This window comes from Henriciella sp. (genome assembly GCF_029936995.1).
Lineage (GTDB): Bacteria > Pseudomonadota > Alphaproteobacteria > Caulobacterales > Hyphomonadaceae > Henriciella.
Map to the genome: position 1 here is coordinate 50,991 of NZ_JAPYRE010000001.1, position 26,375 is coordinate 77,365.

The following is a 26,375-nucleotide window of genomic DNA, read 5'->3' on the forward strand; positions in this document are numbered from 1 at the left end:
GGTTCTCTACAACATGATATAAATCTACGGCAAGTGACTGGGTACAGGCGAGAAATTATGAGAGACGGTCCAGATTTTAATAGCACGATACTCATCGTGACAGCTCAACTGGACCATGGCGGGCTCGAAACACGCTTGCGGGGCGAGCTCTGTAACCTTCGGGCGCGAGGTGCCCGCATCATCCTTGCAACTGGAGCCGATGAAACGGTTCTGGAAAGTATCGGTATCGTTGTAGATCGGGCGTATTGTGATCTGCCGTTCAGGCGCGCACTGAACGTGTCCCTTCTCAAGCAGCTTGTTGCGCAGCTTGCGGGGATTATCGAGAGTGAGGAGGTGGATGAAATATGGGGCCATCCGTTTGTCTCCATCTTCCCCGCCATGCTGGCTGGCGAGTTGAAAGGCTGCGCGCGGCGCCTTGTCCTGCATGGTCCTGTATCGCTGAGTGATCAGGAGTACGGTGTCTTCTGGAATCTTGTTCTGCGGCAATTCATGCTGCCGCACGCCGAGCAGATCATATCGGTTTCGAGGGAGACAGACGCGCTGGCGCACGAAGCCTCCTTCGCGCCGCTACGTCACAGTCTTATCATGGAAAACGGCATCGATACTGCGGTTTACCGCCCGACCCGGCTACACCAGCCTGTGCGCCGGCGGATTCTTGTTGTTAGCCGGTTGGATCGCCCCCGGATTCGCGCCATCATGCCGTTACTGAAGCTCTTGCAGCCCTTTCAGGGCTGGTCCATTGATTTTGCCGGAGACGGTGTTGCACTGGCACGTCTCAAGCGTGCCGTAAGGCTTTATGGGTATAGTCCCGAGCGAGTGCGCTATCTCGGTGTACGTCATGATATTGCGCAGCTTCAGGGCGAGTATGATGTTATCGCCGCCAATGGGCGAGCCTTTCTGGAGGGGGCGAGTGCGAACAAGTTCTGTGTTCTCATAGGCCCGGAAGCGCCGCCCTTTCTAGTTCGCAAGGCTGACTTCGAAGAGTTGAGGCGCGCCAATTATAGCGGGCGCGGCATCTCCGTAAGCAGGCGCGACCTTAGCCATGACTTCAAAAACATTGATACTCTTGATCCCGAAGACTTCATGCTGCGTGACATGGTGTTGGAGTATGCCGATGAAAGGAGGATTGCCAACGGCCTACAGCCCCTGAAAACGTATTCTTCTGAGACCCCTATCTGTAAATTGGCGGATTACTTGCTGAGAGATGTTGACTTCCCGGATGTCGCGGTGAGCAGGCACCCCAAGGTTCTGAGACGTCTTCGGGGTCTGCCTTGGAGTGCAGAGGCCAGTCTGGCCTTTCAGGACTATTACATCGATTTTTTGGAAGCCTCTCGGAAGGAGCTGAATGATAAGCTCTGGAAGGCTCAAAACGCGCTCGCCAAGGCGGTAGAGGCCTCCCAATGAAGGGGTTGCATCCCCCATGAACGTCATATAGCCAATTTTTTCGGGCAGTTGTCCTGCCCGAGCGTATCATCCTTACTAATTCGGAGATTATATGAAAATTCTAAGTATTGTTGGTACGCGCCCAGAAGCAGTGAAGATGGCGCCAATTCTTCGCGAGCTCGACCGGCAAAGCTGGTGCCAGTCGGAATTGCTGCTTACCGGGCAGCATCGTGACCTAGTGGACAGCGCCTTGAAGCAGTTCGGTGTGAGACCTGACTACGACCTCAATCTCATGATGCCCGGTCAGTCACTTGGCTCCTTGACGGGGCGTGCTTTTGTCGCGCTCGAAGAAAAGATCAAAGAGATTGGTCCGGACTTGATCCTGTCGCAGGGCGATACAACCACGGTAATGGTTTCTTCAATTGTCGCATTCTATCTGCGTATCCCATTCGGCCATGTGGAGGCCGGCCTGCGGACTGGCGATGTCCGCAATCCCTTCCCGGAAGAGATTAACCGGGTGATTACGGGCCGCGTGGCCGATCTTCACTTTGCCCCCACCCCGGCCTCTGCCCAAGCTCTCTACCGTGAATTCGTACCCGAAAAGAAAGTCTTCGTGACGGGTAATTCAGTCATCGACAATCTGGCGTTTTATAGCGAAAAAGTGAGCCTCTCCCCGCACCGCGCGCCGGAAGGTGGCAAGCTCGTGCTTCTCACCTCTCACCGCCGGGAGAATTTCGGGGCTCCGATGCGTGAGTATTTCACCGGATTGAGGGAAGTCGTTGATGCGCGACCGGATGTTCATCTTGTATACCCGGTACATCCCAATCCGGAGGTCATAGAGGCGGCCAGTGAAAAGCTTGGGGATCATGAGCGAATAAAACTGATTGATCCGATGGCGTATTTCGACTTCGTCGCGACAATGAAGGCCGCCGATGTGATTGTGACCGATAGCGGTGGCGTACAGGAAGAGGCACCGTTTTTCCACAAACCGGTTCTCGTCCTGCGTGAGGAAACCGAGCGCCCCGAAGCCGTATCGGCAGGCGTGGCCCACCTAGTTGGCCTGTCGCGTGAGCGTGTCAGGGACAAGGTCTTGAGACTATTGAGTGATCCGGATTACTATAGCTCCATGGCGAGCGGCGCATCTCCCTATGGCGATGGTCATGCCAGCGAGCGTATCGTTCAGGCGATTGCCGACTTCACCGGGAAGCCTTATGAAGGAGAACGCCGTGAGGCGTTCAAAGGATAAACGGACAGACAAGGTCATAACTGCGCCACGACAGTTCTTGTTGTCTCTTTGGCAAGATGTCTGGTCGTACATAGACCGGTATGACGAGACCGGAATCAGCGGATGGGTCGCACCTGCGAAAAGCGTTTACAAAGATGAGAAGGTGGATATTACCGGCCCCTACGAGCAGCCGGTCCGCTTAAGCCTTTTACCATCTGGAAAGGTCCAGCTTGCCGGCCTTAAGCGGACATTGTTTAGATTCTACGCGCCCTTGCCGGTTCAGTTCACGCCCGCCCAGCAGCGATGGCGGATACATTCCGCAGAGCGCGGCTGGCGCTCTTCGCCGTATATCAGGGCCAAGCCGCGGCCGTTGATCCGGTATCCTCTGGCCAGGTTCGGCCCATTTGTTGAAAGGATGAACGGGGCGCGCGTTCTCGTAGTATTTTCGTCGATTAATTGGGATGCTCGCAAACAACGCCAGCAACAGCTTACTACGCAGCTTTCCTCGGAATATGAAGCCGTCATTTATATCGGCCCGGCGAGTATGGAACACGCGATTGGCAATGAGGTGGTGCTGGCTCGGAATATACCCAAGGTATGGAGCCTGTTTGTTCCGCTCGCTATCCGGCCGGACTGGAACAAGGCCCGCCTATCGGAAGGAACAGTCAAGACGTTCGCTCCCGTACTCAAGCACCTGACATCTTCCTGCGCGTGCGACGTGCTGGTAATGTTTCCGGGCTGGGAGCCGGTTGTGTCTGCGATGGAGCCGGATTTAATTGTCTATGACCGCCTTGATGACCACGCGGGTTTTGAACATGTGCGGGCTTCAATTGCTGAGGATGAGGAGAGGCTTTTCAAGCAGGCCGGCCTGATTAGCGTTTCCCACAATGCCCTCAAGCCTGACTTGACGGTCATTGAGGCCCCCTGTGTGACAGTGCGCAATGGTGTCGATCCACTATCACTTAGTGCTGTCAGCTTCTCTTCTGAAAGGGAGCCCTGTGCCATATATGTCGGGGCGGTCGAGTCCTGGTTTGACTGGGAACTCTTGTGCGATGTGGCGACACAGCTACCTGCCATGCGTTTCGACATTATCGGACAAGTTAGCGGGATTCCCGACCCGCCGCTTCCACGCAACATACGTCTGCTCGGCGAGCGCCGGCACGAGGAAGCAATGATGCGCCTCACAAAAGCCTCTGTCGGAATTGTGCCTTTTTATGTCACGCCGTTTACCCGAACGATCAATGCCGTCAAGATATATGAGTATCTGGGCGCGGGCCTGCCGGTCGTCACGACGGCTTTCCTCGATCAGGCCGATACACTGCCCTTTGTCCATAGGGCGGAAGATGCCGGGGCATTTGCTGCTGCAATCGAGGTGGCCCATGCCGAGGCCGAGGCGGATGAGGATACACGGCGAATGGCGAGTGCTACTGTAGACGGAGCTTCCTGGCAGGCACGTGCGACAACGCTCCTAGACGCCATGAAACAGGCCCGGGGGCGTCGGAAAAATTCAATCCGTCCACCCGACCGGAGTTGAGACTAGGTTTGGGCTGAATCGATAAACGGAGCCCAGCTTTGAACCTGTTCAGCCATCTCCAGCTATCCTATCGACAGCCGAATTATACCCAGAAGCATGTGATGCTGAACGAAGCGCTTCATAACCTCAATCCAATTGGCCAGCTTGGCATGTTGTCAAGGTAGACCGATTGTGCAAACATTATATTATTCGAGGGGGCAGTCCTATATAATCCCGTCAGGAACAACAGATGCTTGGGCGGGACGAGATGGCATGATCGCGGGGGAACATGGTGGCGCCTCGATGTATTTCGAGCCGCAGGAAGGTTGAACAACCAGGTTTCGGACGAGGCAGAATATCTCATTTATTCAGTAGTAGGCTGGAGTGCTAATCTGCAAAAATGTTCCAATGCTGGGCGTGAATACGATCGCCGATGCCGCCACAAACTTGCCGTAACTCGTCTCAGGCCCTGTTTGATCATGACCCAGCCCCGTGGCTCCGGGCCTTTCATTCGGAGAGTCTGCTCACCTTTGCTCTGAGCCCAAGGATGGGACTATTCCGGGTTGGAATTTCCCGCCTTTCATCACTTGGCCTGACTGGCGACGTCCGGGTGTTTTATCAGCGCTTGTGGGGCTCTGTTCTGGTTTGCACTGTAGGACCTTAGCTGATTGTAATCTACACGCCAAGCCTCCAGCTTTTCACTTGCGTCTAGCAGGCTCATGAACCAGTGCGCATCCAGGCCCTCCGACCTGAGCCGGTCGTTGAACGCCTCGATAAAGGCATTGTCCGTAGACTTGCCGGGACGGGAGAAGTCGAGGACTACGCCCTTTGAAATGGCCCACAGATCGAGGTCGCGCGAGATAAGCTCGGGCTTCTGGTCCACCCGGATCGTCTTCGGATATCCTGTCTGTCGGCAGATCCGGTCAAGGGTTTGGACGACGTCCTCGCGCCGATAGTTGTAGCGTGAATCGATGGCCAGGACGCATCACGACCAGGTATCGACAACCGTCAGGATCCGGAACTTCCGGCCGGTTATTCTCGTCTTCCAGCTGCTTCTGGCGCTACATCTCCGACGGCATCAAGACCGCCTATTTTTTCTTCCAATTGAAATAGGTCACCTAGCTGATCCCCGCCTTGCGGCAGATTTCTGCCATCGCGATGCCATGCTCACCCTGCTTCAAAATAACGCCTTTTGCGCGTTTGTGAGTTTCGATTCCTTAATTCATCCTGCTCCTACCTGTCCAAATCAGAGACCGCCAGAAACTCCAGTTCAGAACGATCCAGTTTTCAGGGAGCAGAGCACAACTTTGTCTCGGTGAAGACGGCAAGCTCGCCTTACGTATAAGCACCAATTCAGCTGAATGGCGAAGTGCGCTTGCCATCGATCGGGATAGCCATTGCATACAGTCCGTCGGCACAAACCGCAATCGTGACGATTACCGGTGTTCAAGCTGTTACAATATAGATGCCACTATTTGGCGGATTCGTTTTGATTCCCAGCTTCATCCCGATTTTCGCAAAGCTATCATAGCGGCCTGCTGGTCGATGACGCCGGGGTAATGCCAAACCTGATCGGCCTTGCTGTCGGGACCAGGATTGCGAACGAGGGAAGCTCCTGACCTGCAGCCCTGACGTGTCACCCCTGCCGAACTAACATGGCGGTCGATCAAAGCGGGTTCCATATTCTGAATCGGACAAGAGAGGTGCGAACTTACAGCTATGTGTTCCTCGGCTGATCAGCGGCCAGACGCTCGCGAACGAGAGCCCCATAGGCATCCAGGCTGAGGGCGCGGTTGAAACGCGTTCTGCTGTCGGCACCTACGGCTCGCGCTTTTTCCGGGTCGTTTTGGAGGTTTCGCAGCCGCCTTGCCGCTTCGGCGATGTCCGGCGCGGCCCAGTCTTGTCCTTCATAAATTCCATCATCGTCGCAAATCGGGACAAGTTGAGCAGGTATCGCACCAAAATAATCCTCGCCAAGAAAATCCATATTGCCGGACCAAGCCGTCGCAATGACAGGCTTGGCCATGGACATCGCCTCCGCGATCATCAGGCCAAAGCCTTCGGCCCGATGCAGGGAAAGGAAGACATCGCAGTCCCGGATCAGCGTCTCGACCTGGGTCTTGTCCCAGACCGCATCAACAAGTTTGATGCGTTGATCGCTACCGGCGGCCGCCTGAAGCTTTGCCAATGACGCGGGGTATTTGTCTCCGTGCTGGGTCTTCACGATCAGGGATACGTCTTCGTTGCAGGGGAAGGCGAACTTGAAGGCTTTGATTGCCCCCAGCGGGTTCTTGCGAGCGAGAGATGAGCGCATGTCGAACATGCAGACACAGCAGAATTTTTTCTCTGGTATGAAGGCCGATAATTGGTCGGATGCACTGGTTTGAACGGTTGGGACAGGGTGGGGTACTGTCTTCACAGGGCAATAAGCGCCCTGAAGAGCGGTAGCGACGAATGTGCTGGGCACCCAGACCTCGTGGCAGAGACGACTACGTGAAATCCATTGTGGCGGGGCCTTCGGTAACTCCCAGGCCCAGTAACCGATCACCTTGACCTGCGAGTGCTGCGAAATGCCCAGCCGTTTAAGGGCGTAAGTCAGCTCCGGGGGATTGACGTGGATGATGCATGTGCCCCCCTCTGTTATCGGAGGGCTGACATCAGTCAGGAGGTGTTCGTGGCGGAGCTCGCCAATGTCTAGACGATGAACTTCGTAATCGAGGGCTTCCAGTGCCGTGGCGCAGAGTTTTGCTGATGCCGCGATGCCGCTCGATTGTGTGAAAAAGCCTGCCACATACAGCGGACCGGGCGCGAAACTGTCCGATCGCTTCATGTGGGAGGAGACAATGCGGTCGATACTGACCCAGCTATACTTGCCCACTTTACGCCTGATCGGTGTCGGAACAGGCAGTGTCTGCCAAATATTTCGAAGCAATATGAGCGCACGATGAATCATTTCTGTGAGCTGTTCGCAATTACTTTAATGAATAAATATTAGCCTATACGCGCTAACGAGTATGGGACAAGCCTCAGATCCTCTATAATGCAGTGTCAGATCGGCCCGCTTCCCATCTTAGCTAGCGAACATGGGGACGACGGGCGGCCATACGAAAGGGATTCCAAGACATTTTTCTGGTTAGCGCTAAAAGGGATATCTTTCGGTCCTGCGTTTTATAATCTGGACAGTTTCTAAGCCTCCATGCCTGCGTGAGACCGTCAATAAGCCCTTTTTGCAGACCATTTTGTCGAGATCCACGGCAATTTCGAAGATAAATGTAACTTAGAAGAGCAAGATGTCCGGGCAACGTTACAATTAGAAGAGGAAGCGGAGTATTTTTAATATACAGCCAAGTTCGGTTGCGGTTTCCATAATAGGTTGTGAAATAGGAGTGACGCCCGGAAATACCACTGCCTTCATGATGTACGATGGCATCAGACAGAAACAAACAGTCATAACCAAGCAATTGTAGCCGGTAGCCCAAGTCTACGTCTTCGCAATAGCAGAAAAAGCGTTCGTCGAAACCGCCGACCTCCAGAAACAGATCTTTTCGATAGACGGCACTGGCACCACAGGCACTGAAACAAAATCCGGTGTCTGGCAAATCCGCAGCAGGGTGTCCAAAGCCGCCTCGCCAAGGGATTCCAAAGATGTTGTAGGCGTCACCCGTGCCGTCGAGCTTACTTTGATCACTGAGACTAATTTGAGCACAGGTGAATGTGGATATCTCTGGATTTGCCTTGATAGCTGCATCGATCCTTTCAAGCCAAGTTGAGGTCGCTGTACAGTCGGGATTGAGAAGAACCAGCCATTCGCCCGCGGCTTTTTGCGCAGCGAGGTTGTTACCTTTAGCAAAGCCGTGATTGGTTGGCTCCTTGATGAGTTTTACCTGAGATAGTCTGTCGAAGTCAGCAGCGTCGGCTGAGTAGTCCTCGCTCGCATTATCAAGCACAAGGACCTCAAAATTCTTGAAGGATTGTGAGACAAGCGAGTCGAGCGCTTTTTGTAGGAAAATCCCTCCATTGTAATTAATGATTATCACGCTGAATAAGGGCCGTTCGTTCATGCTATTCTTTATCAACTCGCAAACTTTAAGGGTCGTATCCGGAAGGTGCGCGGCGTATGTAAGCACGTCAAATTTTCTTACTCTTTAACTGTCGCCAGGACAAATTCTCTTACAGCTATGCCAATACGCAACATGATGCATCCGGGATAACCGCACCTCTCGCGCCCAAACCAGTGGCGTAACTGAAAATGGGATGAAGCCATGCGCGTAGCGATGATCGGGACAGGCTATGTTGGCCTGGTAAGCGGGGCATGTTTTGCCGATTTCGGCCATGTCGTGACCTGCGTCGACAAGGACGCTTCCAAGATCGACCGGCTCAAGAAGGGCGAGATTCCGATCTTCGAGCCCGGCCTGGATGAGCTCGTCGCCCAGAACGTCAAGGCGGGCCGGCTCAATTTCACGACCGAGGCCAAGGACGCTATCGCCGACGCCGACGCGGTCTTCATCGCCGTCGGCACACCGTCCCGGCGCGGCGACGGCCATGCCGACCTATCCTATGTCTATGGTGCGGCCGAGGAAGTTGCCGAACTGATGGACGGGTTCACTGTCGTGGTGACAAAATCCACCGTGCCTGTCGGTACCGGCGACGAGGTCGAGGCGATTATCCGCAAGACCAAGCCGGATGCGGACTTCGCCGTGGTCTCAAATCCTGAATTCCTGCGTGAGGGCGGTGCGTGTTTATCTTACACAATGATTGATGATTTATTTAGGTCTTGCACGCGGCGATTCCGCATTCCCTTTTCTGGGTGAGTATGGCCATATTGAGGACATGGAGACCCATATCCTGAATCCGGTGCAGCGCCCGATTTATGAGTGTGGGGCAAGGCTATTGGCGACTATCCTCTTTCCGGGGTTGGACGAGGACCAGGAGCGCGAGAAAGCTTTCTCGGTTCTATGTGCGCATGCGCTCAAGCTAAGCGTGCTGACGGGCATAAGGTATTCGTCGTGCGAGTCGCCGCGCGAAGAGCATTTGGAGCTCGCCTCGAAGTCACAACACCATATCAAGCGTTTGGGGGCGCGCTTGGATCAACGCCTCCACGCCGCTGATGTCGCCAGTGTCGCCCTATTGCACCATCTCGATGTTGAAGGGCTGCCAGATGGCACACCCTCATCTCTGAAAGATTGCGTGGGGCGAGTGTACTGGATCGCAGACGAAGATAATTTCAGATCTCGTTTCTGGGCACCTGCTCGCCCGGTCTTGCACCTGTTGATCGCCTTGAAACTGGTCAGCTTGCACTATGCGCGCGCTCGTATGCTCTGGCCGCACACCATCTATTTCGATGAATTGTTCCTCCGCCTTGTGGTTGCCTATGCCGAGCCGGCCGAGCAGCTCGTCCCAGTGCTCTGGCAAGGTCAGGCGAAATACGAGCCCTGGCAGTTTCGGATAACGCCGACAAACTGACCCTCCTTTTAGAATAGCGCGTCGTTCAGCCTCGCTCGCGCGATCAATGGGATCGCGCACGAGAGGAGAGCGTCGGTATGCCCAAGAGAAAGAAGCTGCCTGATCTTAACCGAGAGGAGGTCAAGGTTGAGGATCTCAAGCCATACTCTGCGAATGCGCGGATCCATCCAAAGCAGCAGATTCAGAAACTGGTCCGCTCGATCAGAGAATTCGGATTCCTGAACCCGCTCCTGATTGATGAGAACAGTGAGATCATCGCGGGCCATGGCCGGCTGATTGCAGCCAAGGAAACCGGCCTCGAAGAGCTTCCGGTCATCCGTATCCGCGGGCTCTCCGAAACTCAGAAGCGGGCGCTCCGCCTCGCCGACAACCAGATTGCCCTGGAATCCTCCTGGGACATGGAGCTGGTTCGCGAGGAATTATACGCCATCTCTCTGGACCCGGCCTGCAACCTTGAACTCACCGGCTTCGATGCGGCGCGGATCGATGTGCTGTTGGACGACAGCGGCGGAGATCCAGACGATGAGGTCGTACCTGCGGTTCCAACCGATCCGGTCTCGCAGACCGGTGATATCTGGATCGCAGGACCGCATCGGATTGGTTGCGGCAACGTCAGGACTCCAGGGTTTCTGAAGGCGGTTGCGAAAGGCAGGGCTGTCGATGCGGCCTTTCTGGATCCGCCATATAATGTCCGGGTCGATGGTCACGTTTGTGGGAAGGGCAAAACGCGGCATCGGGAATTCTACGAAGCGTCAGGCGAAATGTCGTCGAGAGAGTTCACCCAGTTTCTGAAAGACACCCTTGGGTCCTGTGCCGAGGTTTGCAAATCGGGCGCCGTGCATTTTGTCTGCATAGATCACGGCCATCTGAGTGAACTCTTGGCGGCTGGAAACGATGTTTACGGGGCTCGCCTGAATCTCTGTGTCTGGAACAAGTCGAATGCCGGTATGGGGAGCCTGTACCGGTCCAAGCATGAGCTCGTCCTGGTCTACCGAGTGGGGAAGGGGCCGCACCGGAACAATGTCGAGCTCGGCAAGCACGGCCGCAACCGCACAAACGTCTGGGATTATCCCTCGGTCAACACCTTCGTCGGAAGCCGCCGGCAGGATCTCGACCTGCATCCTACCGTAAAGCCGGTCGGTCTCGTGGCTGATGCAATCTTGGATGTCACGAAACGCGGCGAGACGGTGTTGGACGCATTCCTTGGCTCCGGCACCACGTTGATCGCTGCTGAGCGGACTGGGCGTACCTTTGTTGGGCTAGATATCGATCCAGCCTATGTGGATACAGCGCTGGGGCGATGGCGCGACATGACCGGTGTTGAGCCCATGCGCGAGCACGACGGAGCCACATTCCGGGATGCGAAGGCTATGCAGCAAAACTCAGAGGAGGCGGTGCGATGACAAAACGCAGGAAGTCTTCGAAAGCGCCGGCCGGAGACGTTGGGTACGGTCGGCCTCCGAAAAACTCTCAATTCAAGGAGGGGCAGAGTGGTAATCCGAAGGGGCGCCCGAGAAACAAGAAAGAGACCCACCTGACAGCAATGGTCGAGAGTGCGTTCATGGCGCCCATCCCGGCTCAGGTTGGCGGGAAGCAGGTCACCATGCCCGCTATCGAAGCTATGATCATGAGATTGCGCAACGACGCCTTGGGAGGGGATCTTCGTTCTATAGCGGCGGCCATCAAACTTTTCGAAGCCGAGGCCTGGATGGGCCGGAGAAGGGCTCATCCGCTCAACGCGAGTGGGAAGAGCAACAGCTCGATGAAGATATGGAGCGCAAGATTGCAAGAGCCCTGGGGGAGATAAAACAAGGAAAAACAGACGCTTGAGAAACAAGAATGTTCAGCATTATTAGTTTCGAACTGATCTATGCCCCGGTTGAAATGCTTGGGCATAGATCAACGCCGAACCACCTGTCCGTTTAGCTTGCGCTTGAACCGCTTGTTCCACGGGTCTGGCTGAAATGACGTCTCAACTGGGTCTTCAGAATCCTCAGCCCTGTCGCAAACGCGCATTCGGTGCGCTTTTCGTAACGCAGCCTTTTCTTTGACCGCTTCTCTCGAATTGCACGCCGAAAGCCAAAGCGAAACATTTGTCGGAACGTGGCCTGGAGAATTTCTCCCGGCACGAAAATACTCATGGGCGATGACGGTATCGCGGATCTCAAGCGGCACATGCCCGCGGCATTCATTACAAACGCACATCCCATTCTGAGTAAGCCATAAGGATTCGACGGATACAGGCTGTGCCGGGAGTCCCATCCTCCGGGTTTTGTAGCGCTGTCGCTTTTCATTACGCTGTAGCCTGCTCTGTTCGCTCGCGGGTACGTCAATCCACTTCAGAGGCCGCCCCGAACTTGTTTTCAAGAAGTTCGAAGCCATCAGAATGCCTTCTGAGGCGGCGCTGGGCGCTCAGGTTGGCGTGCTAGTGACAGTGGCCTACCGGAGGAGGTCAGTAAGCTCGTTGTCTGCGCCAAATTTGGTGAGCCTCCATAGAGCGTCTGGGCGTGTGGCTCGATGCACCGAGCCCAAATCCGTATGGGAACCGCGCGTGTCAAGCGATCATACTCCGGCGATTTCCGGATGGTTGCCTGTAACTTGTCACTCAACCTGTCGAAGGTCAGTAGGTCGATATACGGTCCTTCCATCGAGAAGTATGTTATCGGGTTCTGTGGTGTGTGCGGTGCGCGTTTTCCTTTGACCAGCCTGGAGATAGATAGCAGGCTGATTTGCGACTTATAGCTGCGTGAAGATGGAGCGAGCGTGAGCATGCACGGCTTGCCGAGCAAGTCGCGTATATTGCAGCCGTCTTCTCCAAAGTCCTCTTCGCGAAACGGAATACCCCGCCAGCTTTCAAGGTGCTTTCGCAATGTCGCCTTTTCGTGCATCGACCATGTGTATTGTTGATGGAAGGTGAATGGCTCGCCTGCATGATCGCCTTCTTGGATAAGCGCGTCCGGCAGTTCCCATGAGAGCATGACCTTGTGCTGGTCCCGTGGCCCGCCCGGATGCTGGTAACGCTGTGTGCCGAGATCGATGAAACGGTAGCAGATCGCGACATGCGTGCCTGGCGGACAGGTTTCAAAGCCTACACTGTCGGGTTTTGGTAATTGCATTTGCTCCTCCTAGGCCCAGGCTTCGATCTGTGAGCGGGCGGTCTCGAAGTCCCTCTCGCTCCAGTAGAAGGTGTCGATATTGGGAGGACACATTTCGGCGAGCCGAAGTTTGGCGCGGTCAGGATCACCGCCGCCTGCCGCCCATGCAGCCGTCAATGTGTTCTGCAGCCCTCGGGCACGTCGAGTCAGGTCTGACACGGCGTCTGAAAGCTGGTCGCGGTCGAGTTCATGGATCGTGTGTTTTTTGGCCGTAACATACAGGAGAGCAGCGCTCTCTTCATTTCGAGCCAAGGCATAGCCGGCTGCCTGGAGCGTATGGTCATGACGCGGCTTCGATGGCAGCGCCTTGGTCGTCTTCAGGTCTATGCAGTAGCCATCCATACAATAATCGGCGAAACCGACAAGGGGGATCTCGATGCCGTCGAGCCAGGTCTCGACCCGGATCTGCTGGGTTACCGGCTTGCCAAGATGGGCGTCCTCCCAGGCGCTTATCGATTGTTCCAGCATGGGGCTCACAAGGCCTCGCTCCTTTTCGACATCGTCATCAAGGTCGCCCTTCGCATCGCGTTCAAACGTCATCATGGCGTGTGTCAGTGGATCGATCCGCGAACGCGTTACATATGCTGTCAGGCCGTCTTCAACGGCGCTGCCGCGCCAGGCGGCGGGGCCAACATCGCCTTTGAGGCCGAACACATAATGTGCGACCCAGGCGCCGCGGTCGCCCGTCCACTTGTTGATAGAGGAGGCGGACAAATGATCGATCTTGAAGGCTCTGAAAATACTATCTGGCATCTACGCATCCTCCGCCAGACGGTGATTGTTTTTCGGGCGGCTCGATGATCGTCCGGATAGTTGCGACGTGATCCTCAATAAGGTCGAGGCTCACATTTAGTGAACCGTGCCGTTCTTGGATGCCTTGGGGCTCTGCCCAGACGCCGTGCTTCATGGCGAGACACATGGCAGTCTCGGCGTCTCGCAAGCACGATAGCAGTTGTGCGGTAACGATGGGCAACGTCTTTGCGGGTCGGCCAAAAGCCACTCGACAATCTTTGGTAATGCCTTTCATTGAACTCCATCCTTTAAATCTATCTAGGGTGGAGAGACCAGTGCTCGATGTGCAGGCACAGTCAAGTCGAACGTGGCGAGTTGTCCGGACGCCGGTCTGGGTAGTTCCGAGCCCGGTCTTGAACAGTGGAAATACGCTCGACTTCGGGCTCAGACTGAGCCTTGATGTTTATGCTTGCGACGTGCGTCATCAGTACGGCTCGGCCGGCTCCGAGCTTGCCTTGGTGGTTTGCGGTACCTGGCGCTCAAGGCTGGAGGTAAAAAAATGACATCATCACATACCTTGTTTTTCGAAAGGCCGCCTGTGCCGGGTAGCAAGCTTGCGTGGCTTGTGTGCCTGCTGCAGGAAGACGCAACAATCGACGGGCTTGCGGTAGCCCTTCGATGGCAGCCTCACACCGTGCGCGCCGCGATGACAAGGTTACGGCAAAGAGGCTATTACATCAGGCGGCAAGCGGGCGTGACAGGGCCGAGCGTCTATAGGATATGTCGCGAAAATCCGTTTCAGCTTTGATCGAGCAATCGCCATGCAGATTGTCGGGCCCACCGTACTTTGCCCAAGCCGGTAAAACTGGAACGCGTCAGCAGGACATATTCGCAGTATCCCTACCATGACAGAATTGAATTGGCATGAAAGCTTCGGAGAAGTTGGCAGCGATGGTCATGTCCTGCCTATGCGTCACTGCCTGTCAACTTTTTCAAAACCAGCCAAAAAAGACTTAATGCCTGATACCACGCACAACCGCATAACTCATTGGATACTGACCTGAACTGGCTGCGCGGTTTCCCTGTTCTGGCGAAAGAAATTCCCTGTTCTTGGATTTCTAATTCCCTGTTCTTTGGCTTAGGGAATTTCGCCGTAATACCCCGTCGACACGAGGCCTCAGAGGAGCTCGAAGCGACGCTCTCCCTGTTAATTGGATTAAATTCCCTGTATTTCGCCAGTTATCAGGGAATTTGGGCGCAGGGCCCGGCGCGGGTTTTCTTACATCTCTGTGGGAAGGCTATGAGCCTGCTGCAGCGCGCGCTTCATGGGGTAGATTTCACAGCCAGCGCTATTTGTTGCAGGCTCCGCATCTCTTTCCAGAGTGTCAAAATTCGGCAGGTTGGAGGCGCGTAAGCAGTAGGCCGTCATCAGGTTGCTGGCGGAGAATGAATGACCTAGTACCCATTCAATGTGTATGCAAAAAAAGAACACGGCCTATGATTCATGCTGATACTGTTTTGGTTACCGGTGGTCTTGGCTTCATCGGCTCTGCCGTCGTGCGCAGGCTCATCAAAGAGACAAGTAGCAAGGTGGTCGTGCTGGATGCCATGACGTACGCGGCGGTCCCGTCCGCGATCAATGAAGAGACGTCGAAATCCGATCGTTTCATACTTGAGAAAGGCGATATACGTGATTCAGATCGCGTTCGCTCCGTCTTTGAGTCCCATGAGCCGAATCTGGTCATGCACTTGGCTGCTGAAAGCCATGTCGACCGGTCTATAGATAGCCCGGGTGATTTCATCCAAACTAATATAGTTGGGACGTTTAATATGCTTCAGGGCGCGAGAGCGTTCCTCGAATCCCAAAAGGGGCGCCGGCGCGAGAAATTCCGGTTTCATCACATTTCTACCGATGAAGTGTTTGGCTCTCTGAGCCCTGACGCGCAGGCATTCACCGAGACAACCCGGTATGATCCACGCTCACCATATTCGGCGTCGAAGGCGGCCTCAGATCATTTGGTCCGGGCATGGGGCGAGACGTTCGGTCTTCCGGTGGTTCTATCAAACTGCTCAAACAATTACGGGCCCTGGCAACATCCCGAAAAGCTAATCCCAGTTATAATCACAAAGGGGCGAGATGGGGCTGCCATGCCGGTCTATGGCAAAGGCGAAAATGTTCGCGACTGGCTGCACGTGGACGATCACGCCGAGGCGCTTTTGCTGATCGCAGGGAGCGGAAAGCTTGGGGAAAGCTACAATGTGGGCGGCGGTGCGGAACGCACAAATTTGGAGGTTGTAGAAACTATATGCACCGCCCTTGATGAACGTTTTCCCGCCAAAGCGCCTCATAGCGATCTTATCAGCTTTGTTTGCGACCGCCCTGGCCACGATTTCCGTTACGCCATAGACTGCACCAAGATCGAGAAGGAACTGGGCTGGCGCCCGCGCCGAGCGTTCGGCGACGGGATTATTGAGACAGTCGACTGGTATCTGAACAATGAGCCGTGGTGGCGCGACATCCTGACAAGCACGGGAGGGGGCAAGCGGCTCGGCCTGACAGAAGAGACTGCTTTCTCTAAAGGAAATGGGGGGCGCTCATGAAGGGGATCATACTCGCTGGCGGAGCTGGCACGAGACTCCATCCGCTGACACTCGCGCAATCCAAGCAGCAGCTGCCGGTTTATGACAAACCGATGATTTACTATCCGCTCTCCCTGCTCATGATGGCGGGTATCCACGAAATTCTGGTCATCACCACCCCCAATGATCTGGGAGTTTTCAGAAGTCTTCTCGGCGACGGCTCGCGGCTCGGCATCTCTCTCAGCTATGCTGAACAACCCTCGCCTGACGGGATTGCTCAGGCCTTTATCATCGGCCGCGAATTCGTCGGCAGCGATAGCGTCGCTCTCGTGCTGGGCGATAATATTCTGTACGGCTACGGCCTGCCAGAAATCCTGACCGAAGCAGCTTCGCGTACAGAAGGAGCAACAGTATTCGGGTGCCGTGTGGCCGATCCTGAGCGTTACGGGGTGGTGGAGTTCGATCGTGAAAAACGCGTTGTCTCGATTGAGGAGAAGCCGGTTGAGCCAAAGTCCAGTTACGCCATTACCGGTCTGTACTTCTACGATAACGACGTATTGGACATAGCTGCCGAGATCGCACCTTCGGGCCGCGGCGAACTGGAGATAACCGACGTAAACAAGGCTTATCTCGTGCGTGGGGATCTGCGCGTGGAGCTACTTGGGCGAGGGTATGCCTGGTTTGACACCGGGACGCATGACTCCCTATTAGATGCCGGAAACTTCGTAAAAAGCATTTCTGAACGCCAGGGCGTTCGTATGTCCTCTCCGGAAGAAATTGCCTGGCGAAATGGCTGGATGAGCGATGCGGAACTGGCTGAAGCGGGCCAGTTGTACGGCAAAAATGGATATGGTTCTTATCTGCTCAGTCTACTCAGGGAACGATAAGAGGCTGTCCGGGGTGCCCTAAACGGCATCTCACGCACCTGCGATTATACTTCGGAGAACATGGTGCTTGAGGCCGATGACGTTGCCGATTTTAGCGTTTGCAGCACTTTTTAGTTCGAGTTTACGCGGCCGACACGCCGTTGCATTTGGCGGATATTCGATATCAGAAAAGGCGCAAGGCTAAGGTCCTACGCATATCAGGAGAGCAGATTATGACACAGCAGCGCCAGAGAGATGTAGCGGTCGCCCGCCGCGTCTTGTCCATTGAGGCTGACGCGATCGGGGCATTGTCGAAGGCGCTTGATGCAAGCTTTGAGGCCGCTGTCGATAAGGTGCTGGAGTGTCGCGGCTATGTGATTGTCGCGGGCGTCGGCAAATCCGGGCATATCGGGCAGAAGATTGCAGCCACCTTTGCTTCGACCGGAACGGCCTCTTTCTTCCTGCACCCGACAGAGGCCAGTCATGGCGACCTTGGTATGGTCCGCTCCGATTCGGTCGTGCTGGCGATTTCGTATTCGGGGGGTAGCCGGGAGCTGATTGACCTCCTGCGATATTGTAAGACTTACAGCATACCGCTGATTGCGATCACGCGTGATCCCAATTCCGTGCTTGGCCGAAACGCCGATATTGTATTGCGGCTCCCCGAGTTCGAGGAAGCCTGTCCGAATGGTCTCGCCCCAACGACGTCGACAACTATGACGCTGGCACTCGGCGATGCGCTGGCTGTTGCGCTCATGGCCAGGCGTGGCTTCAGCCCGGAAGATTTCGGCGCGCGTCATCCAGGCGGCAAGCTCGGCAAGGCACTCCACACGGTTGCCGACTATCTCATGTCGAGGGAGCAGACAGTCCCGACGGTTGATGAAGACGCCCGGCTACAGGAAGTCATTCACGATATTGCGGCGGGCCGGCAGGGGTGTGTCGCTGTTGTCGACAAGGATGGCGCCTATCGGGGGATCATTACCGATGGGGACCTGCGGCGATCCATGGAGCATGGGCTGGACGGCCCCCGAACCGCTGCGCAGATCATGACACCCGGCGGGCGAACCTTTGCCAAGGATGACAGGATCGCGCTCGTCGTTGATGTCATGACCAAGCTCCGCATCGCAAACGGTTTTGTCCTCGAAGACCAGCGCCCGGTCGGTGTGATCCATACCAAGGACCTGCTCGAGGAAGGCTATATCTAGCGTTCGGGCAAGCGCTCAGGGGCGGATGTTCCAGTCGAGCAGGCCAGGTTTCGCGTCGGCTTCAATGCTGAGGATGCCATAGGCCCCTGTTTTCAGTTTGAGGTCTGAAGCCTCGATATTGAGCTCCGGATTGGCTTGCCGCGCGGCCAGGAGTGCAAAGCGGGCAACCCCGTTGCTGGTAACGACGAGGACCGGGCCGGATACGGGCTCTTTTGCGACCGAGGCGAAGAACTTGTCCCAGTTTCCGATAATGGCTGGCGGATCCACATTCCAGCCCGGCGGCGGGACGGCCCGGCGTTCCCAGGCCTCCAGTGCGGCGTCACCGATCCGGGCGACAACGTCTGCCTCCGGCTGGTTCTCGTCGGGGCCATAGTCGATTTCGCGCAGGAAGGGGGCTGTCTCGAGATCGGGGGCAGACGGCTGGGCGGCCGCGATTGTTTCGGCCGTCTGGCGGGTGCGTTTCAGCGGGCTTGTCACAATCCGGCTGAAGGCTGTCTGCATACTGCTGAAATGCTTTGCCAGGGCATCGGCCTGTTCCTGTCCGGACCTGGAAAGTGGAAGGTCCGTACGTGCACCGACGCGCGTGACCGTATCGCCCCTGTCGAACGTGTTCCCGTGACGAACGATATACACCTTGCGGCTCATCCGTGGGCCCCTTTCATCGGGTCACCATGTTCAGCGATCAGTCTGGCCGCATACTCGGCATCCTCGGGCGTATCGACCCCCCACATGGCTGTCGCTCCGGAGGTCACGGGTACCGTCATGATGGTCATGCCGTTCTCAAGGAAGCGAAGTTGCTCGAGGCCCTCAAGGGCTTCATAGTGGCCGACGGGCAGGCTTGCGAAACGTTCCAGTGCGGACATCCTGTAGCCGTACAGGCCGATATGCCGCCAGACCGGTGACAGGGCGACTTGCTTGCGCAAATTCTCTTCCTTGCGGATGGCAGGCAGGACCTGCTTGGAGAACCACAGGGCATGACCATCAGCACGGCGCACGCAGCTCGTGCCACTGAAAGGCTCACGTGTCTTCTGGTCTCGCACCGTGTCCAGCGCATCCCAGTCGAGCTGGGTGACAGGGGTGATGACGTCCGCCTCCGTCTTTCGTGCTTCTTCTATGAGAGCCTTGAGATAGGCGGGCGGTGTGAAGGGGGCGTCGCCCTGGAGGTTGAGCACAAAGTCCGGCTCATCTGCCTGCTGGCGCGCGGCAGCGAGTGTGCGGTCGGTGCCGGAGGGCAGGTACGGATCGGTCATGGCGACCGGGGCGCCGATCTCGCGGGCATGGGCAGCGATCTCATCATGATCGGTGGCGATGACATAGCTGACCTGTTCGTTCGAGGCAGCTGTGTCGGCTGCTATCCGGGCGACGCGTGACAATAGCGAATGGCCGGCAATCGGATGTAGCGGCTTGGCCGGGAAGCGTGTGGAGCCGTACCTTGCCGGTATGACAATGAGCGTTTTCATAGGGCTCTCCCGCCAATCGGTTTCGCGCGGTGTGCGGGCCATTCCCGGCGAGGTCAAGTAGAGAGGGCCCGTAGCCGCTCAGTTGGTGTCTGACGGTGTACGCGGATTCAGGGTGATAAGGTTGACCAGATAGACCAGGTCGGCATCGGGCGGGATTGCGTCATCCAGTCCTTCTTCCCCATAGGCGATCTTCGACGGCATGTGGGCGATGACGATATCGCCTGGCTGCATCAGTGTGAGTGTCTGGGCAAAGCCGGGAATGAGATCCCCGGCACGCACGACAAGCGGCTTTGTCTGGTTCCAGGTGGTTCCGACCACACGGCCTGTGTCGGCGAGGCGGGCTTCATAGTCTATGGCAACCATGTCGTCTGCGCTGATTGTGGGACCGGCCTCACCCGGAGAATCGATCTGATACCAGGAGAGCCCGGATTCCAGCGTTTTCACGCCCTCGCGTGAGCTGTCCCATGGGAGGAACTCGTCCCAGAGTTCCGGCGCTGCCCCGAGGGCTTCGTCTGCGGAAGCTGTCTGCTTGAGCTCAGCCGCAGCATCGGCATTCATATAACCTTGGAGCCTTATCCGGAAAACAAGGTCGGCGTTGGCGGGCACACCCTCTCCCGGCGGATTGGCACCATACGCCAGATTGGAAGGGATATAGACCAGCCACTCATCGCCCGGCGTCATGCGTTTGAGCGTGCGTGTCCAGCCTTCGATCACTTCCTCGACCTTGAAAACCGCGGGTTCGCCACGTTCGAAGGAGCTGTCGATACGTGTGCCGTCTGACGCAAGGTAGCCCTCATAGTCCACGATGACGGTGGCCCCGGCCTCGGGTGCGGCCCTGCCTTCCGGCCCGCGCGTCAGCTCAAGCCATATCAGGCCGTCTTCGCTCTCCTGCGTACCCTCACATCCAGCCGGGAAGGGAGGTGCGTAAGTGCCTGACCCGGGCGCGATGTCCCGGCAGGTGTCAACAGCCTGCGCCATCCCGGCAGGCGGCTCTGCAGGTCCGGACTGGCAACCGGCCATGACAAGAACGGGAAGGGCCAGAAGGGCAGTTTTCAGATTCATCATCATCCCCGAATCGCAACAGCGTTTCAGGCAAGTCTATTCGCTCTTGAGGACATCGACCACCTCAACCTCGAAATTGAGATCCGCATTTGGCGGGATGGTGCCGGGATAGCCGCGTTCGCCATAGCCGAGATCTGATGGAATATGTACGAGCCAGCGGTCTCCTGGCTTCATCATGGAGAGTGCTTCCTGCCAGCCGGGGATCACCTGGGATGGCTGGATCATCAGTGGTTCGCCGCGCTTGAATGCGCTGTCGAACACTTCCCCGGTTTCGGCCAGGCGGCCTTCATAGAACACCACGGCCGTCTCTTGCGGGCCGGGGCTCGCACCGCTTTCATCGCCGCTTTCCAGCACGACATATTCCAGGCCCGAGCCTGTGGTTTCGACGGCTTCATTGTCGGAATTCCAGGGGGTGTAGGTCTCCCACGCTTCCTTGTCGGCCGGTTTCGGCTCGAAGACATTGAGCAGCCTGACCCGGAAGATCAGGTCGTCACCGGGCTTGATCTTGCTGCCCGGACGGGGAGATTCGCCATAGGCGAGGTCGGACGGGATATAGAAAATGTACTCGTCACCTTCCGACATCAGCTCGAGGCCCTGCGTCCAGCCGGGGATAACGTTTCCGACGCCGAAGACGGCCGGGCGGCCGCTCTCGAAATTGCCGTCGAAGGTCGTACCATCCGTCAGGCGGCCCTCATAAAGCACCTGCACGGTGGAATCGATATTCGGGACCGCGCCGTCCTCCGGGCCTTCCTCGACGACGACATACTGGAGCCCCTGCTCGGTTGTCTCCACGCCGGACCTGTCGGGATCCCATGGGAAATAGCTGTCGAAATCAGCTGAAGGCTGGTTGCCGCAGGCGGCGAGGCTGAGGGCCAGAATGGCTCCGGAAAAATATCTGAACACGGGCGAAACGCTCCCTGAAACTGAATGGCTTGGCACGACCCTAAGCACAAGGCTGCAGCGAAATCATCCCCTGCTGCGCTTTGTCGGGCCGCGCATGTCCGGATCAGGTGGGTGTTTTGCGTAATACAGGGTGGTGCGGCGGTTTATTCGCACCGCAACTCTCAATGGAGACAGACATGAAAGCACATAAACTTTCCCGCCTCACGATGCTTGCCTCGAGCCTGACGCTGCTGGCCACGCCAGCGGCCCTCGCGCAGTCAGGCAAGTACGCCGATAGAACTGCCAAGGCGGAGCACGTGCAAATGGAAGCTCAGCGCAAAGAAGCCGTGCGCCCCAAGCTCCAGAAACAGGCTGAGCCTGTCCGGGCGCAGAGAGACGAAGATAAGATTCCAGGAGGCATGTTTACGCCAGACCGGGAAATTCCGGGGGGTATGTTCAAACCAGACCAGGGAAAGGAATTTCCTGACTCCACTTTTGAGCGTGAACAGAAGAAAGCCTATCCAGACTCAGTTTTTGAGGGAGAGCAGAAGAAAGAGTTCCCAGACGGTCACTTCGATAAAAAGCAGGAAGAGGCTTTCCCGGACGACTTTTTCGAACCGGGCCAGTCACCTGACCGGAAGCGTCCGCAATAGCTGACCGTCCGCTTCAGTTGCGCCGGGGTGGATAGCCAGCCTGGGCGAGCGCGTCGATGATTTCCTGGGTATGCTGGGCGTCGCGCGTTTCCATCAGGATATCGAATTCGGCGCCCTTGGCGGGCACATCGAGGGCGATCCGGTTGTGAGCGACTTCCATGATATTGGCGCCATTGTCACCGATGATCTTGGAGACAAGCGCCAGCAGACCCGGCCGGTCGTCGCCGATGATGCGGATATTCGACAGCCGTTTCTCACGCACCAGCGCACGCGTTAGCACTGAGGCCAGCAGGCGGGTGTCGATATTGCCGCCACAGAGAACCAGTCCGACACGCTTGCCCGCGAACTTCGCCGGGTGCGCGAGGAGGGCGGCGAGACCGGCTGCACCAGCACCTTCGGCGATGGTTTTTTCGACATCGGCCAGCAGGGTTATGGCGCGCTCAAGGTGTTCTTCCTCGACCAGTACAATCTCGTCGACCAGAGCGCGCACGACCTTCTGTGTCAGGTCGCCCGGCGTCTTGACCGATATGCCTTCAGCGATGGAGGCCCCGCCGGCTTTCACCTCACGGCCCTGCATGGCGGCAAGCATGGACGGGTACATGGAGGCCTGCACGCCGATAACCTCGATATCAGGTTTCAGCGCCTTGGCGACCGTGGCACAGCCGGAGATCAGGCCACCGCCGCCAATCGGGACAACCAGCACGTCTGGCTCCAGCCCCTCCTCGAACATTTCCAGCGCGGCCGTGCCCTGACCGGCCATGATGAGTGGATCGTCGAACGGGTGGATGAAGGTCAGGCCCTCGCGCTCCATGACGCTTTCGGCATGGGCCTTGGCCTCGTCGAAGGTGTTGCCCTTCAATAGCACACGCGCCCCGAAGGCGCGGGTATGCTCGACCTTGTTGAACGGCGTTGTGACCGGCATGCAGATGGTGACGGGGATACCGAGACGGCGGCCATGATAGGCAACGCCCTGAGAGTGGTTGCCAGCCGAGGCCGCGATCACGCCAGCGGCTTTCTCTTCATCGGTGAGCTGTGAAAGCTTGTTCAGGGCCCCGCGCTCTTTGAACGAAGCGGTAAACTGGAAGTTCTCGAACTTGATCCAGATATCGGCTGCCGTAATCTCGGACAGGGTCCGGGACTTGCGCAGCGGCGTGCGCTCGACCTGTCCTTCAAGGATGCGCGCGGCATCCCGGACATCATCAAGATTTATCGGCAGATTTTCACTCATGGCTCAGGTCCTGCTTTGAACGCGGGCGCACCCTATTGAGGGGGGCAGTAGAGGGCAAGCGGCCTTCTCCATAGGATGTCGTGGTAATTTCCGGACGGATATTCTCTATCTCGCGCAAGGAGGCATGGCGCTCAGCTGCTCTTGCCGTGTGGTGCTGTCTTGTCTAATCGCTGGGCTTCGAAAAAGCAGGAACGGATCATGAGCCATCTCACCCTCGCAGAACACAATATTTCCATCGGTACCGGCCAGCCCCTGACCGTCATGGCCGGGATGAACGTGCTTGAAAACCGCGATCTCGCGATGCGGATCTGCGAACATCTCAAGAGCGTATGTGATGAGCTGGGCCTGCCCTACATATTCAAGGCCAGTTTCGACAAGGCGAACCGTTCATCGATCAAGTCCTATCGTGGACCGGGTCTTGAAGAGGGATTGAATATCCTCTCGGACGTGAAGGCCGAGTTCGGCGTTCCCGTTGTCACCGATTACCATACACCAGAGCAGGCCCGGCCGGTCGCGGAAGTGGCAGAGGTTGTACAGGTGCCCGCCTTCCTCTGTCGCCAGACCGACCTGGTTGTTGCAGGCGCCGAGGCGGTGAAGGCGCGCGGCGGCTGGCTGCACGTGAAGAAGGCGCAGTTCCTGGCCCCGTGGGACTGCAAGAACATCATCTCGAAGGTGGGGGAAGTCACTGGACGGGATAATCCCACGATCCTCTGTGAACGCGGGGCAAGCTTCGGGTACAACAATCTCGTTGTCGACATGCTGGGCATCCCCGCCATGAAGGAGCTTGGCGTGCCGGTAACGATTGACGCGACCCATGCTGTCCAGCTGCCGGGTGCTGATCCGCGTACATCTGGCGGCTCGACCGGCGGGCGCCGGGAAGGTGTTGCCGTGATCGCGAAATCAGCCGTGGCTGCGGGCGCTGACGGTGTGTTCCTGGAGTTTCACCCCGAGCCGGACAAGGCGCTCTGCGATGGACCGAGCTGCCTGCCGCTGGAAGCGGCGAAACCGCTGCTGCGGACACTGAAGACCATACATGAAACGGTGAACGGTTAGGCCGCTTCAGTCTTGTCCGCGTAAAGCCCCTCCACGTCTTCATATGGATCGTGCTCGGCGACGAGGTGGCCGGGGGCGACCTCGATCAGCTTCGGATCGTATTGCTCCGCATCCGGATCATCGACGATGACCGATTTCATGAAACGCAGCGGCGAACGACGGTCGAGCGGCGAGGGCAGGTCGCCGCGCAGCTTGAGGCGTTCCTTGCCGCGTTCAAACTCCGGGTCCGGTGTTGGTACGGCCGAAATCAGCGCCTGCGTATAGGGGTGGCGCGCGTCCTCATAGATCGTGTGACGATCTGCAACTTCCACGACCTTGCCGAGATAGAGCACCATAATGCGGTGGCTGATCTCGCGCACGACAGACAGGTCATGGCTGATGAAGATCATGGCGAGCCCGAACTCTTTCTGTAGCTCGATCAGCAGATCGACAACCTGGGCCTGCACAGACACATCAAGTGCAGAGACCGCCTCGTCGCAGATCAGAAGTTTTGGCTGGAGGATCATGGCTCGTGCGATGCCGACGCGCTGGTTCTGCCCGCCGGATAATTCGTGCGGGTAGCGGTTGATCAACGCCGGCGACAGACCGACCCTCGGCAGGAAGTCCTTGACCATTTTCTCCCGCTCGGCCTTCGAAAGCCCGGGTTTGTGGACTGTCAGCGGTTCTGCGATGGACTGGCCGATGGTCATGCGCGGATCGAGCGAGGCAAGCGGGTCCTGAAAGACGATCTGGAGATCATCGCGCAGCCCGTTCATCTCCTTGTGGTCGGCATGCGTGATATCGCGTCCCATCCAGGCAACACTGCCGGCTGATTGTGGCACGAGTTTCAGCACAGCACGGGCGAGCGTGGACTTGCCACACCCGGACTCGCCCACAACGCCAAGCGTTTCGCCAGGACGCAGATCGAAAGAGACGCCATCCACGGCGCGCAGCATCTTGGTTTTGCCGAACAGGCCGCCGCCGACATTGACCGGGAACTGCACTTTCACATCCCGTGCCTTGACCACGGGTTCGGTCATGCTGTTCGGAGCGTCTCCAAGCTTCGGGCGCCCCTCGCGGTTAGGCTGGTCGATGCGTGGCACGGCGTTGAGCAGCATTTTCGTGTAATCATGCTGAGGCTTGTAGAAGATGTCGTCGCTTGAGCCGGTCTCGACGATTTCACCATCCTTCATCACAACTACGCGGTCACACATCCGCGCTACGACGCCCATGTCGTGAGTAATCAGCACGATACCGGTGCCGGTTTCTTTCTTGAGTTCGAACATCAGGTCGAGGACCTGAGCCTGTACGGTTACATCAAGTGCTGTCGTTGGCTCGTCGGCGAGCAGGAGTTTCGGATCGCACAGCATGGCGATGGCCACCATCACCCGCTGGCGCATTCCGCCGGAGAGTTCGTGCGGGAACTGGTCGAGACGTCGCCGGGCTTCGGGTATGCGTACCTGTTCCAGCCAGTCGACACAGTGTTTCGTGGCCGCTTCGCCCTTGATGCCACGGTGGAGGGCAAGCACTTCGCGCATCTGCGCACCAACCGTCAGGTGCGGCGTTAACGATGTCAGCGGATCCTGGAAAATCATCGACATTTGCGCGCCACGCACCTTGCGCAGCGTGGACGCTTTCGCGCCGACCATCTCCTGTCCGCCGAACTTTATCGAGCCTGTGACCGCACCATTGTCTGCAATGAGGCCCATGGCCGCCAGCGCCGACTGGCTCTTTCCCGACCCGGACTCCCCGACAATGCCGAGACATTCGCCGGGGGCGACATCAAAGCTTGTGCCCTTCACGGCATTGACCGTTCCGTCAGGTGTGTCGAAGTCGATCTTCAGGTCTCTGACGGAAAGGATAGGGTCGGTCACGGACGGTTTGCCTCGGCAGGTAGATTGCTGGATCAGACGACTATCGGGACCAAGACCGGCAG

Annotated in this window: 23 protein-coding genes and 2 pseudogenes; 14 read left to right on the forward strand and 11 right to left on the reverse strand. The window is 57.1% G+C overall.

Annotation, left to right across the window (positions count from 1 at the left end):
* Window positions 1-57: 57 nt before the first annotated feature.
* The 4 genes from Q1K31_RS00270 (at window position 58) to Q1K31_RS16610 (ending at window position 4,451) form a co-directional block, all read left to right on the forward strand.
* Window positions 58-1,404: a glycosyltransferase gene (locus Q1K31_RS00270; RefSeq protein WP_300375457.1), complete on the forward strand. Its 1,347-nt coding sequence runs from the start codon at window positions 58-60 to the stop codon at window positions 1,402-1,404.
* 91 nt (window positions 1,405-1,495) lie between these two features.
* A complete protein-coding gene (gene wecB, locus Q1K31_RS00275; RefSeq protein WP_300375459.1) occupies window positions 1,496-2,629 on the forward strand; it encodes a non-hydrolyzing UDP-N-acetylglucosamine 2-epimerase in 1,134 nt (377 codons plus the stop codon).
* Window positions 2,630-3,152: 523 nt separating this feature from the next.
* Window positions 3,153-4,142 (forward strand): hypothetical protein, encoded by a 990-nt coding sequence (locus tag Q1K31_RS00280; protein WP_300375461.1) that lies wholly within the window; start codon window positions 3,153-3,155, stop codon window positions 4,140-4,142.
* 171 nt (window positions 4,143-4,313) lie between these two features.
* Complete coding sequence (locus Q1K31_RS16610) at window positions 4,314-4,451, forward strand: DUF2793 domain-containing protein (RefSeq protein ID WP_367187490.1); 138 nt, start codon at window positions 4,314-4,316, stop codon at window positions 4,449-4,451.
* 253 nt (window positions 4,452-4,704) lie between these two features.
* On the opposite strand, the pseudogene Q1K31_RS00285 reads toward Q1K31_RS16610, so the two are convergent.
* The 3 genes and pseudogenes from Q1K31_RS00285 to Q1K31_RS00295 all read right to left on the reverse strand — a co-directional run bounded on the left by Q1K31_RS00285 (window position 4,705) and on the right by Q1K31_RS00295 (window position 8,182).
* Window positions 4,705-5,343: pseudogene (locus tag Q1K31_RS00285) on the reverse strand (integrase core domain-containing protein).
* Window positions 5,344-5,838: 495 nt separating this feature from the next.
* Window positions 5,839-6,999: a glycosyltransferase family 4 protein gene (locus Q1K31_RS00290; protein WP_300375463.1), complete on the reverse strand. Its 1,161-nt coding sequence runs from the start codon at window positions 6,997-6,999 to the stop codon at window positions 5,839-5,841.
* Window positions 7,000-7,195: 196 nt separating this feature from the next.
* Window positions 7,196-8,182 carry a glycosyltransferase family 2 protein gene (locus Q1K31_RS00295; RefSeq protein WP_300375465.1) on the reverse strand — a complete coding sequence of 329 codons (987 nt, stop codon included), beginning with the start codon at window positions 8,180-8,182 and terminating at the stop codon, window positions 7,196-7,198.
* Window positions 8,183-8,383: 201 nt separating this feature from the next.
* Between Q1K31_RS00295 and Q1K31_RS00300 the strand changes: the two are divergent.
* From Q1K31_RS00300 to Q1K31_RS16615, 4 genes and pseudogenes are all read left to right on the forward strand, one after another.
* Window positions 8,384-8,851, forward strand: a pseudogene (locus Q1K31_RS00300) (UDP-glucose 6-dehydrogenase); the annotation flags it as partial.
* A gap of 28 nt (window positions 8,852-8,879) precedes the next feature.
* On the forward strand, window positions 8,880-9,584 hold the full coding sequence (locus tag Q1K31_RS00305; protein ID WP_300375469.1) for a hypothetical protein: 705 nt from the start codon (window positions 8,880-8,882) through the stop codon (window positions 9,582-9,584).
* Between the two features lie 77 nt (window positions 9,585-9,661).
* Window positions 9,662-10,987, forward strand: coding sequence for a DNA methyltransferase (locus Q1K31_RS00310; RefSeq protein WP_300375471.1), 1,326 nt, complete (start codon window positions 9,662-9,664; stop codon window positions 10,985-10,987).
* Window positions 10,984-11,391, forward strand: coding sequence for a DUF5681 domain-containing protein (locus Q1K31_RS16615; protein ID WP_367187491.1), 408 nt, complete (start codon window positions 10,984-10,986; stop codon window positions 11,389-11,391). Before Q1K31_RS00310 ends, Q1K31_RS16615 begins: the two co-directional genes overlap by 4 nt.
* A 574-nt stretch (window positions 11,392-11,965) precedes the next feature.
* On the opposite strand, the gene Q1K31_RS00315 is transcribed toward Q1K31_RS16615, so the two are convergent.
* Both Q1K31_RS00315 and Q1K31_RS00320 read right to left on the reverse strand, forming a co-directional pair.
* On the reverse strand, window positions 11,966-12,700 hold the full coding sequence (locus Q1K31_RS00315) for a phage replication initiation protein, NGO0469 family (protein WP_300375473.1): 735 nt from the start codon (window positions 12,698-12,700) through the stop codon (window positions 11,966-11,968).
* Window positions 12,701-12,709: 9 nt separating this feature from the next.
* Window positions 12,710-13,492 (reverse strand): PD-(D/E)XK nuclease family protein, encoded by a 783-nt coding sequence (locus tag Q1K31_RS00320; protein ID WP_300375475.1) that lies wholly within the window; start codon window positions 13,490-13,492, stop codon window positions 12,710-12,712.
* 538 nt (window positions 13,493-14,030) lie between these two features.
* On the opposite strand from Q1K31_RS00320, the gene Q1K31_RS00325 reads away from it, so the two are divergent.
* The 4 genes from Q1K31_RS00325 to Q1K31_RS00340 all read left to right on the forward strand — a co-directional run bounded on the left by Q1K31_RS00325 (window position 14,031) and on the right by Q1K31_RS00340 (window position 18,122).
* Entirely contained in the window at window positions 14,031-14,279 is a 249-nt protein-coding gene (locus Q1K31_RS00325; protein WP_300375477.1) for a DUF3489 domain-containing protein, read from the forward strand.
* Window positions 14,280-14,968: 689 nt separating this feature from the next.
* On the forward strand, window positions 14,969-16,072 hold the full coding sequence (rfbB, locus tag Q1K31_RS00330) for a dTDP-glucose 4,6-dehydratase (RefSeq protein ID WP_300375479.1): 1,104 nt from the start codon (window positions 14,969-14,971) through the stop codon (window positions 16,070-16,072).
* On the forward strand, window positions 16,069-16,938 hold the full coding sequence (gene rfbA, locus Q1K31_RS00335) for a glucose-1-phosphate thymidylyltransferase RfbA (RefSeq protein ID WP_300375482.1): 870 nt from the start codon (window positions 16,069-16,071) through the stop codon (window positions 16,936-16,938). Before rfbB ends, rfbA begins: the two co-directional genes overlap by 4 nt.
* A 212-nt stretch (window positions 16,939-17,150) precedes the next feature.
* Window positions 17,151-18,122, forward strand: a complete 972-nt coding sequence (locus Q1K31_RS00340; protein WP_300375484.1) for a KpsF/GutQ family sugar-phosphate isomerase — start codon at window positions 17,151-17,153, stop codon at window positions 18,120-18,122.
* Window positions 18,123-18,137: 15 nt separating this feature from the next.
* Here Q1K31_RS00340 and Q1K31_RS00345 read toward each other — a convergent pair whose 3' ends face one another.
* The 4 genes from Q1K31_RS00345 to Q1K31_RS00360 form a co-directional block, all read right to left on the reverse strand.
* Window positions 18,138-18,767, reverse strand: coding sequence for a histidine phosphatase family protein (locus Q1K31_RS00345; RefSeq protein WP_300375486.1), 630 nt, complete (start codon window positions 18,765-18,767; stop codon window positions 18,138-18,140).
* The gene (locus tag Q1K31_RS00350; RefSeq protein ID WP_300375488.1) at window positions 18,764-19,582 is read right to left on the reverse strand and encodes a manno-octulosonate cytidylyltransferase; all 819 of its coding nucleotides are present in this window, start codon (window positions 19,580-19,582) and stop codon (window positions 18,764-18,766) included. The genes Q1K31_RS00345 and Q1K31_RS00350 overlap by 4 nt, the downstream gene beginning before the upstream one ends.
* Window positions 19,583-19,660: 78 nt before the next feature.
* Window positions 19,661-20,644 (reverse strand): FKBP-type peptidyl-prolyl cis-trans isomerase, encoded by a 984-nt coding sequence (locus tag Q1K31_RS00355; protein ID WP_300375490.1) that lies wholly within the window; start codon window positions 20,642-20,644, stop codon window positions 19,661-19,663.
* A 36-nt stretch (window positions 20,645-20,680) separates the two neighbouring features.
* On the reverse strand, window positions 20,681-21,547 hold the full coding sequence (locus Q1K31_RS00360; protein ID WP_300375492.1) for an FKBP-type peptidyl-prolyl cis-trans isomerase: 867 nt from the start codon (window positions 21,545-21,547) through the stop codon (window positions 20,681-20,683).
* A gap of 176 nt (window positions 21,548-21,723) precedes the next feature.
* Here Q1K31_RS00360 and Q1K31_RS00365 point away from each other — a divergent pair, with 176 nt between their 5' ends.
* Window positions 21,724-22,179, forward strand: a complete 456-nt coding sequence (locus Q1K31_RS00365; RefSeq protein ID WP_300375494.1) for a hypothetical protein — start codon at window positions 21,724-21,726, stop codon at window positions 22,177-22,179.
* Window positions 22,180-22,192: 13 nt separating this feature from the next.
* Here Q1K31_RS00365 and Q1K31_RS00370 read toward each other — a convergent pair whose 3' ends face one another.
* Window positions 22,193-23,407 carry a threonine ammonia-lyase gene (locus tag Q1K31_RS00370; protein WP_300375496.1) on the reverse strand — a complete coding sequence of 405 codons (1,215 nt, stop codon included), beginning with the start codon at window positions 23,405-23,407 and terminating at the stop codon, window positions 22,193-22,195.
* A 198-nt stretch (window positions 23,408-23,605) separates the two neighbouring features.
* On the opposite strand from Q1K31_RS00370, the gene kdsA reads away from it, so the two are divergent.
* Window positions 23,606-24,460, forward strand: a complete 855-nt coding sequence (kdsA, locus tag Q1K31_RS00375) for a 3-deoxy-8-phosphooctulonate synthase (protein ID WP_300375498.1) — start codon at window positions 23,606-23,608, stop codon at window positions 24,458-24,460.
* On the opposite strand, the gene Q1K31_RS00380 is transcribed toward kdsA, so the two are convergent.
* Window positions 24,457-26,313, reverse strand: a complete 1,857-nt coding sequence (locus Q1K31_RS00380) for an ABC transporter ATP-binding protein (RefSeq protein WP_300375500.1) — start codon at window positions 26,311-26,313, stop codon at window positions 24,457-24,459. The two genes, kdsA and Q1K31_RS00380, sit on opposite strands and share 4 nt — an antisense overlap.
* Between the last annotated feature and the right edge of the window lie 62 nt (window positions 26,314-26,375).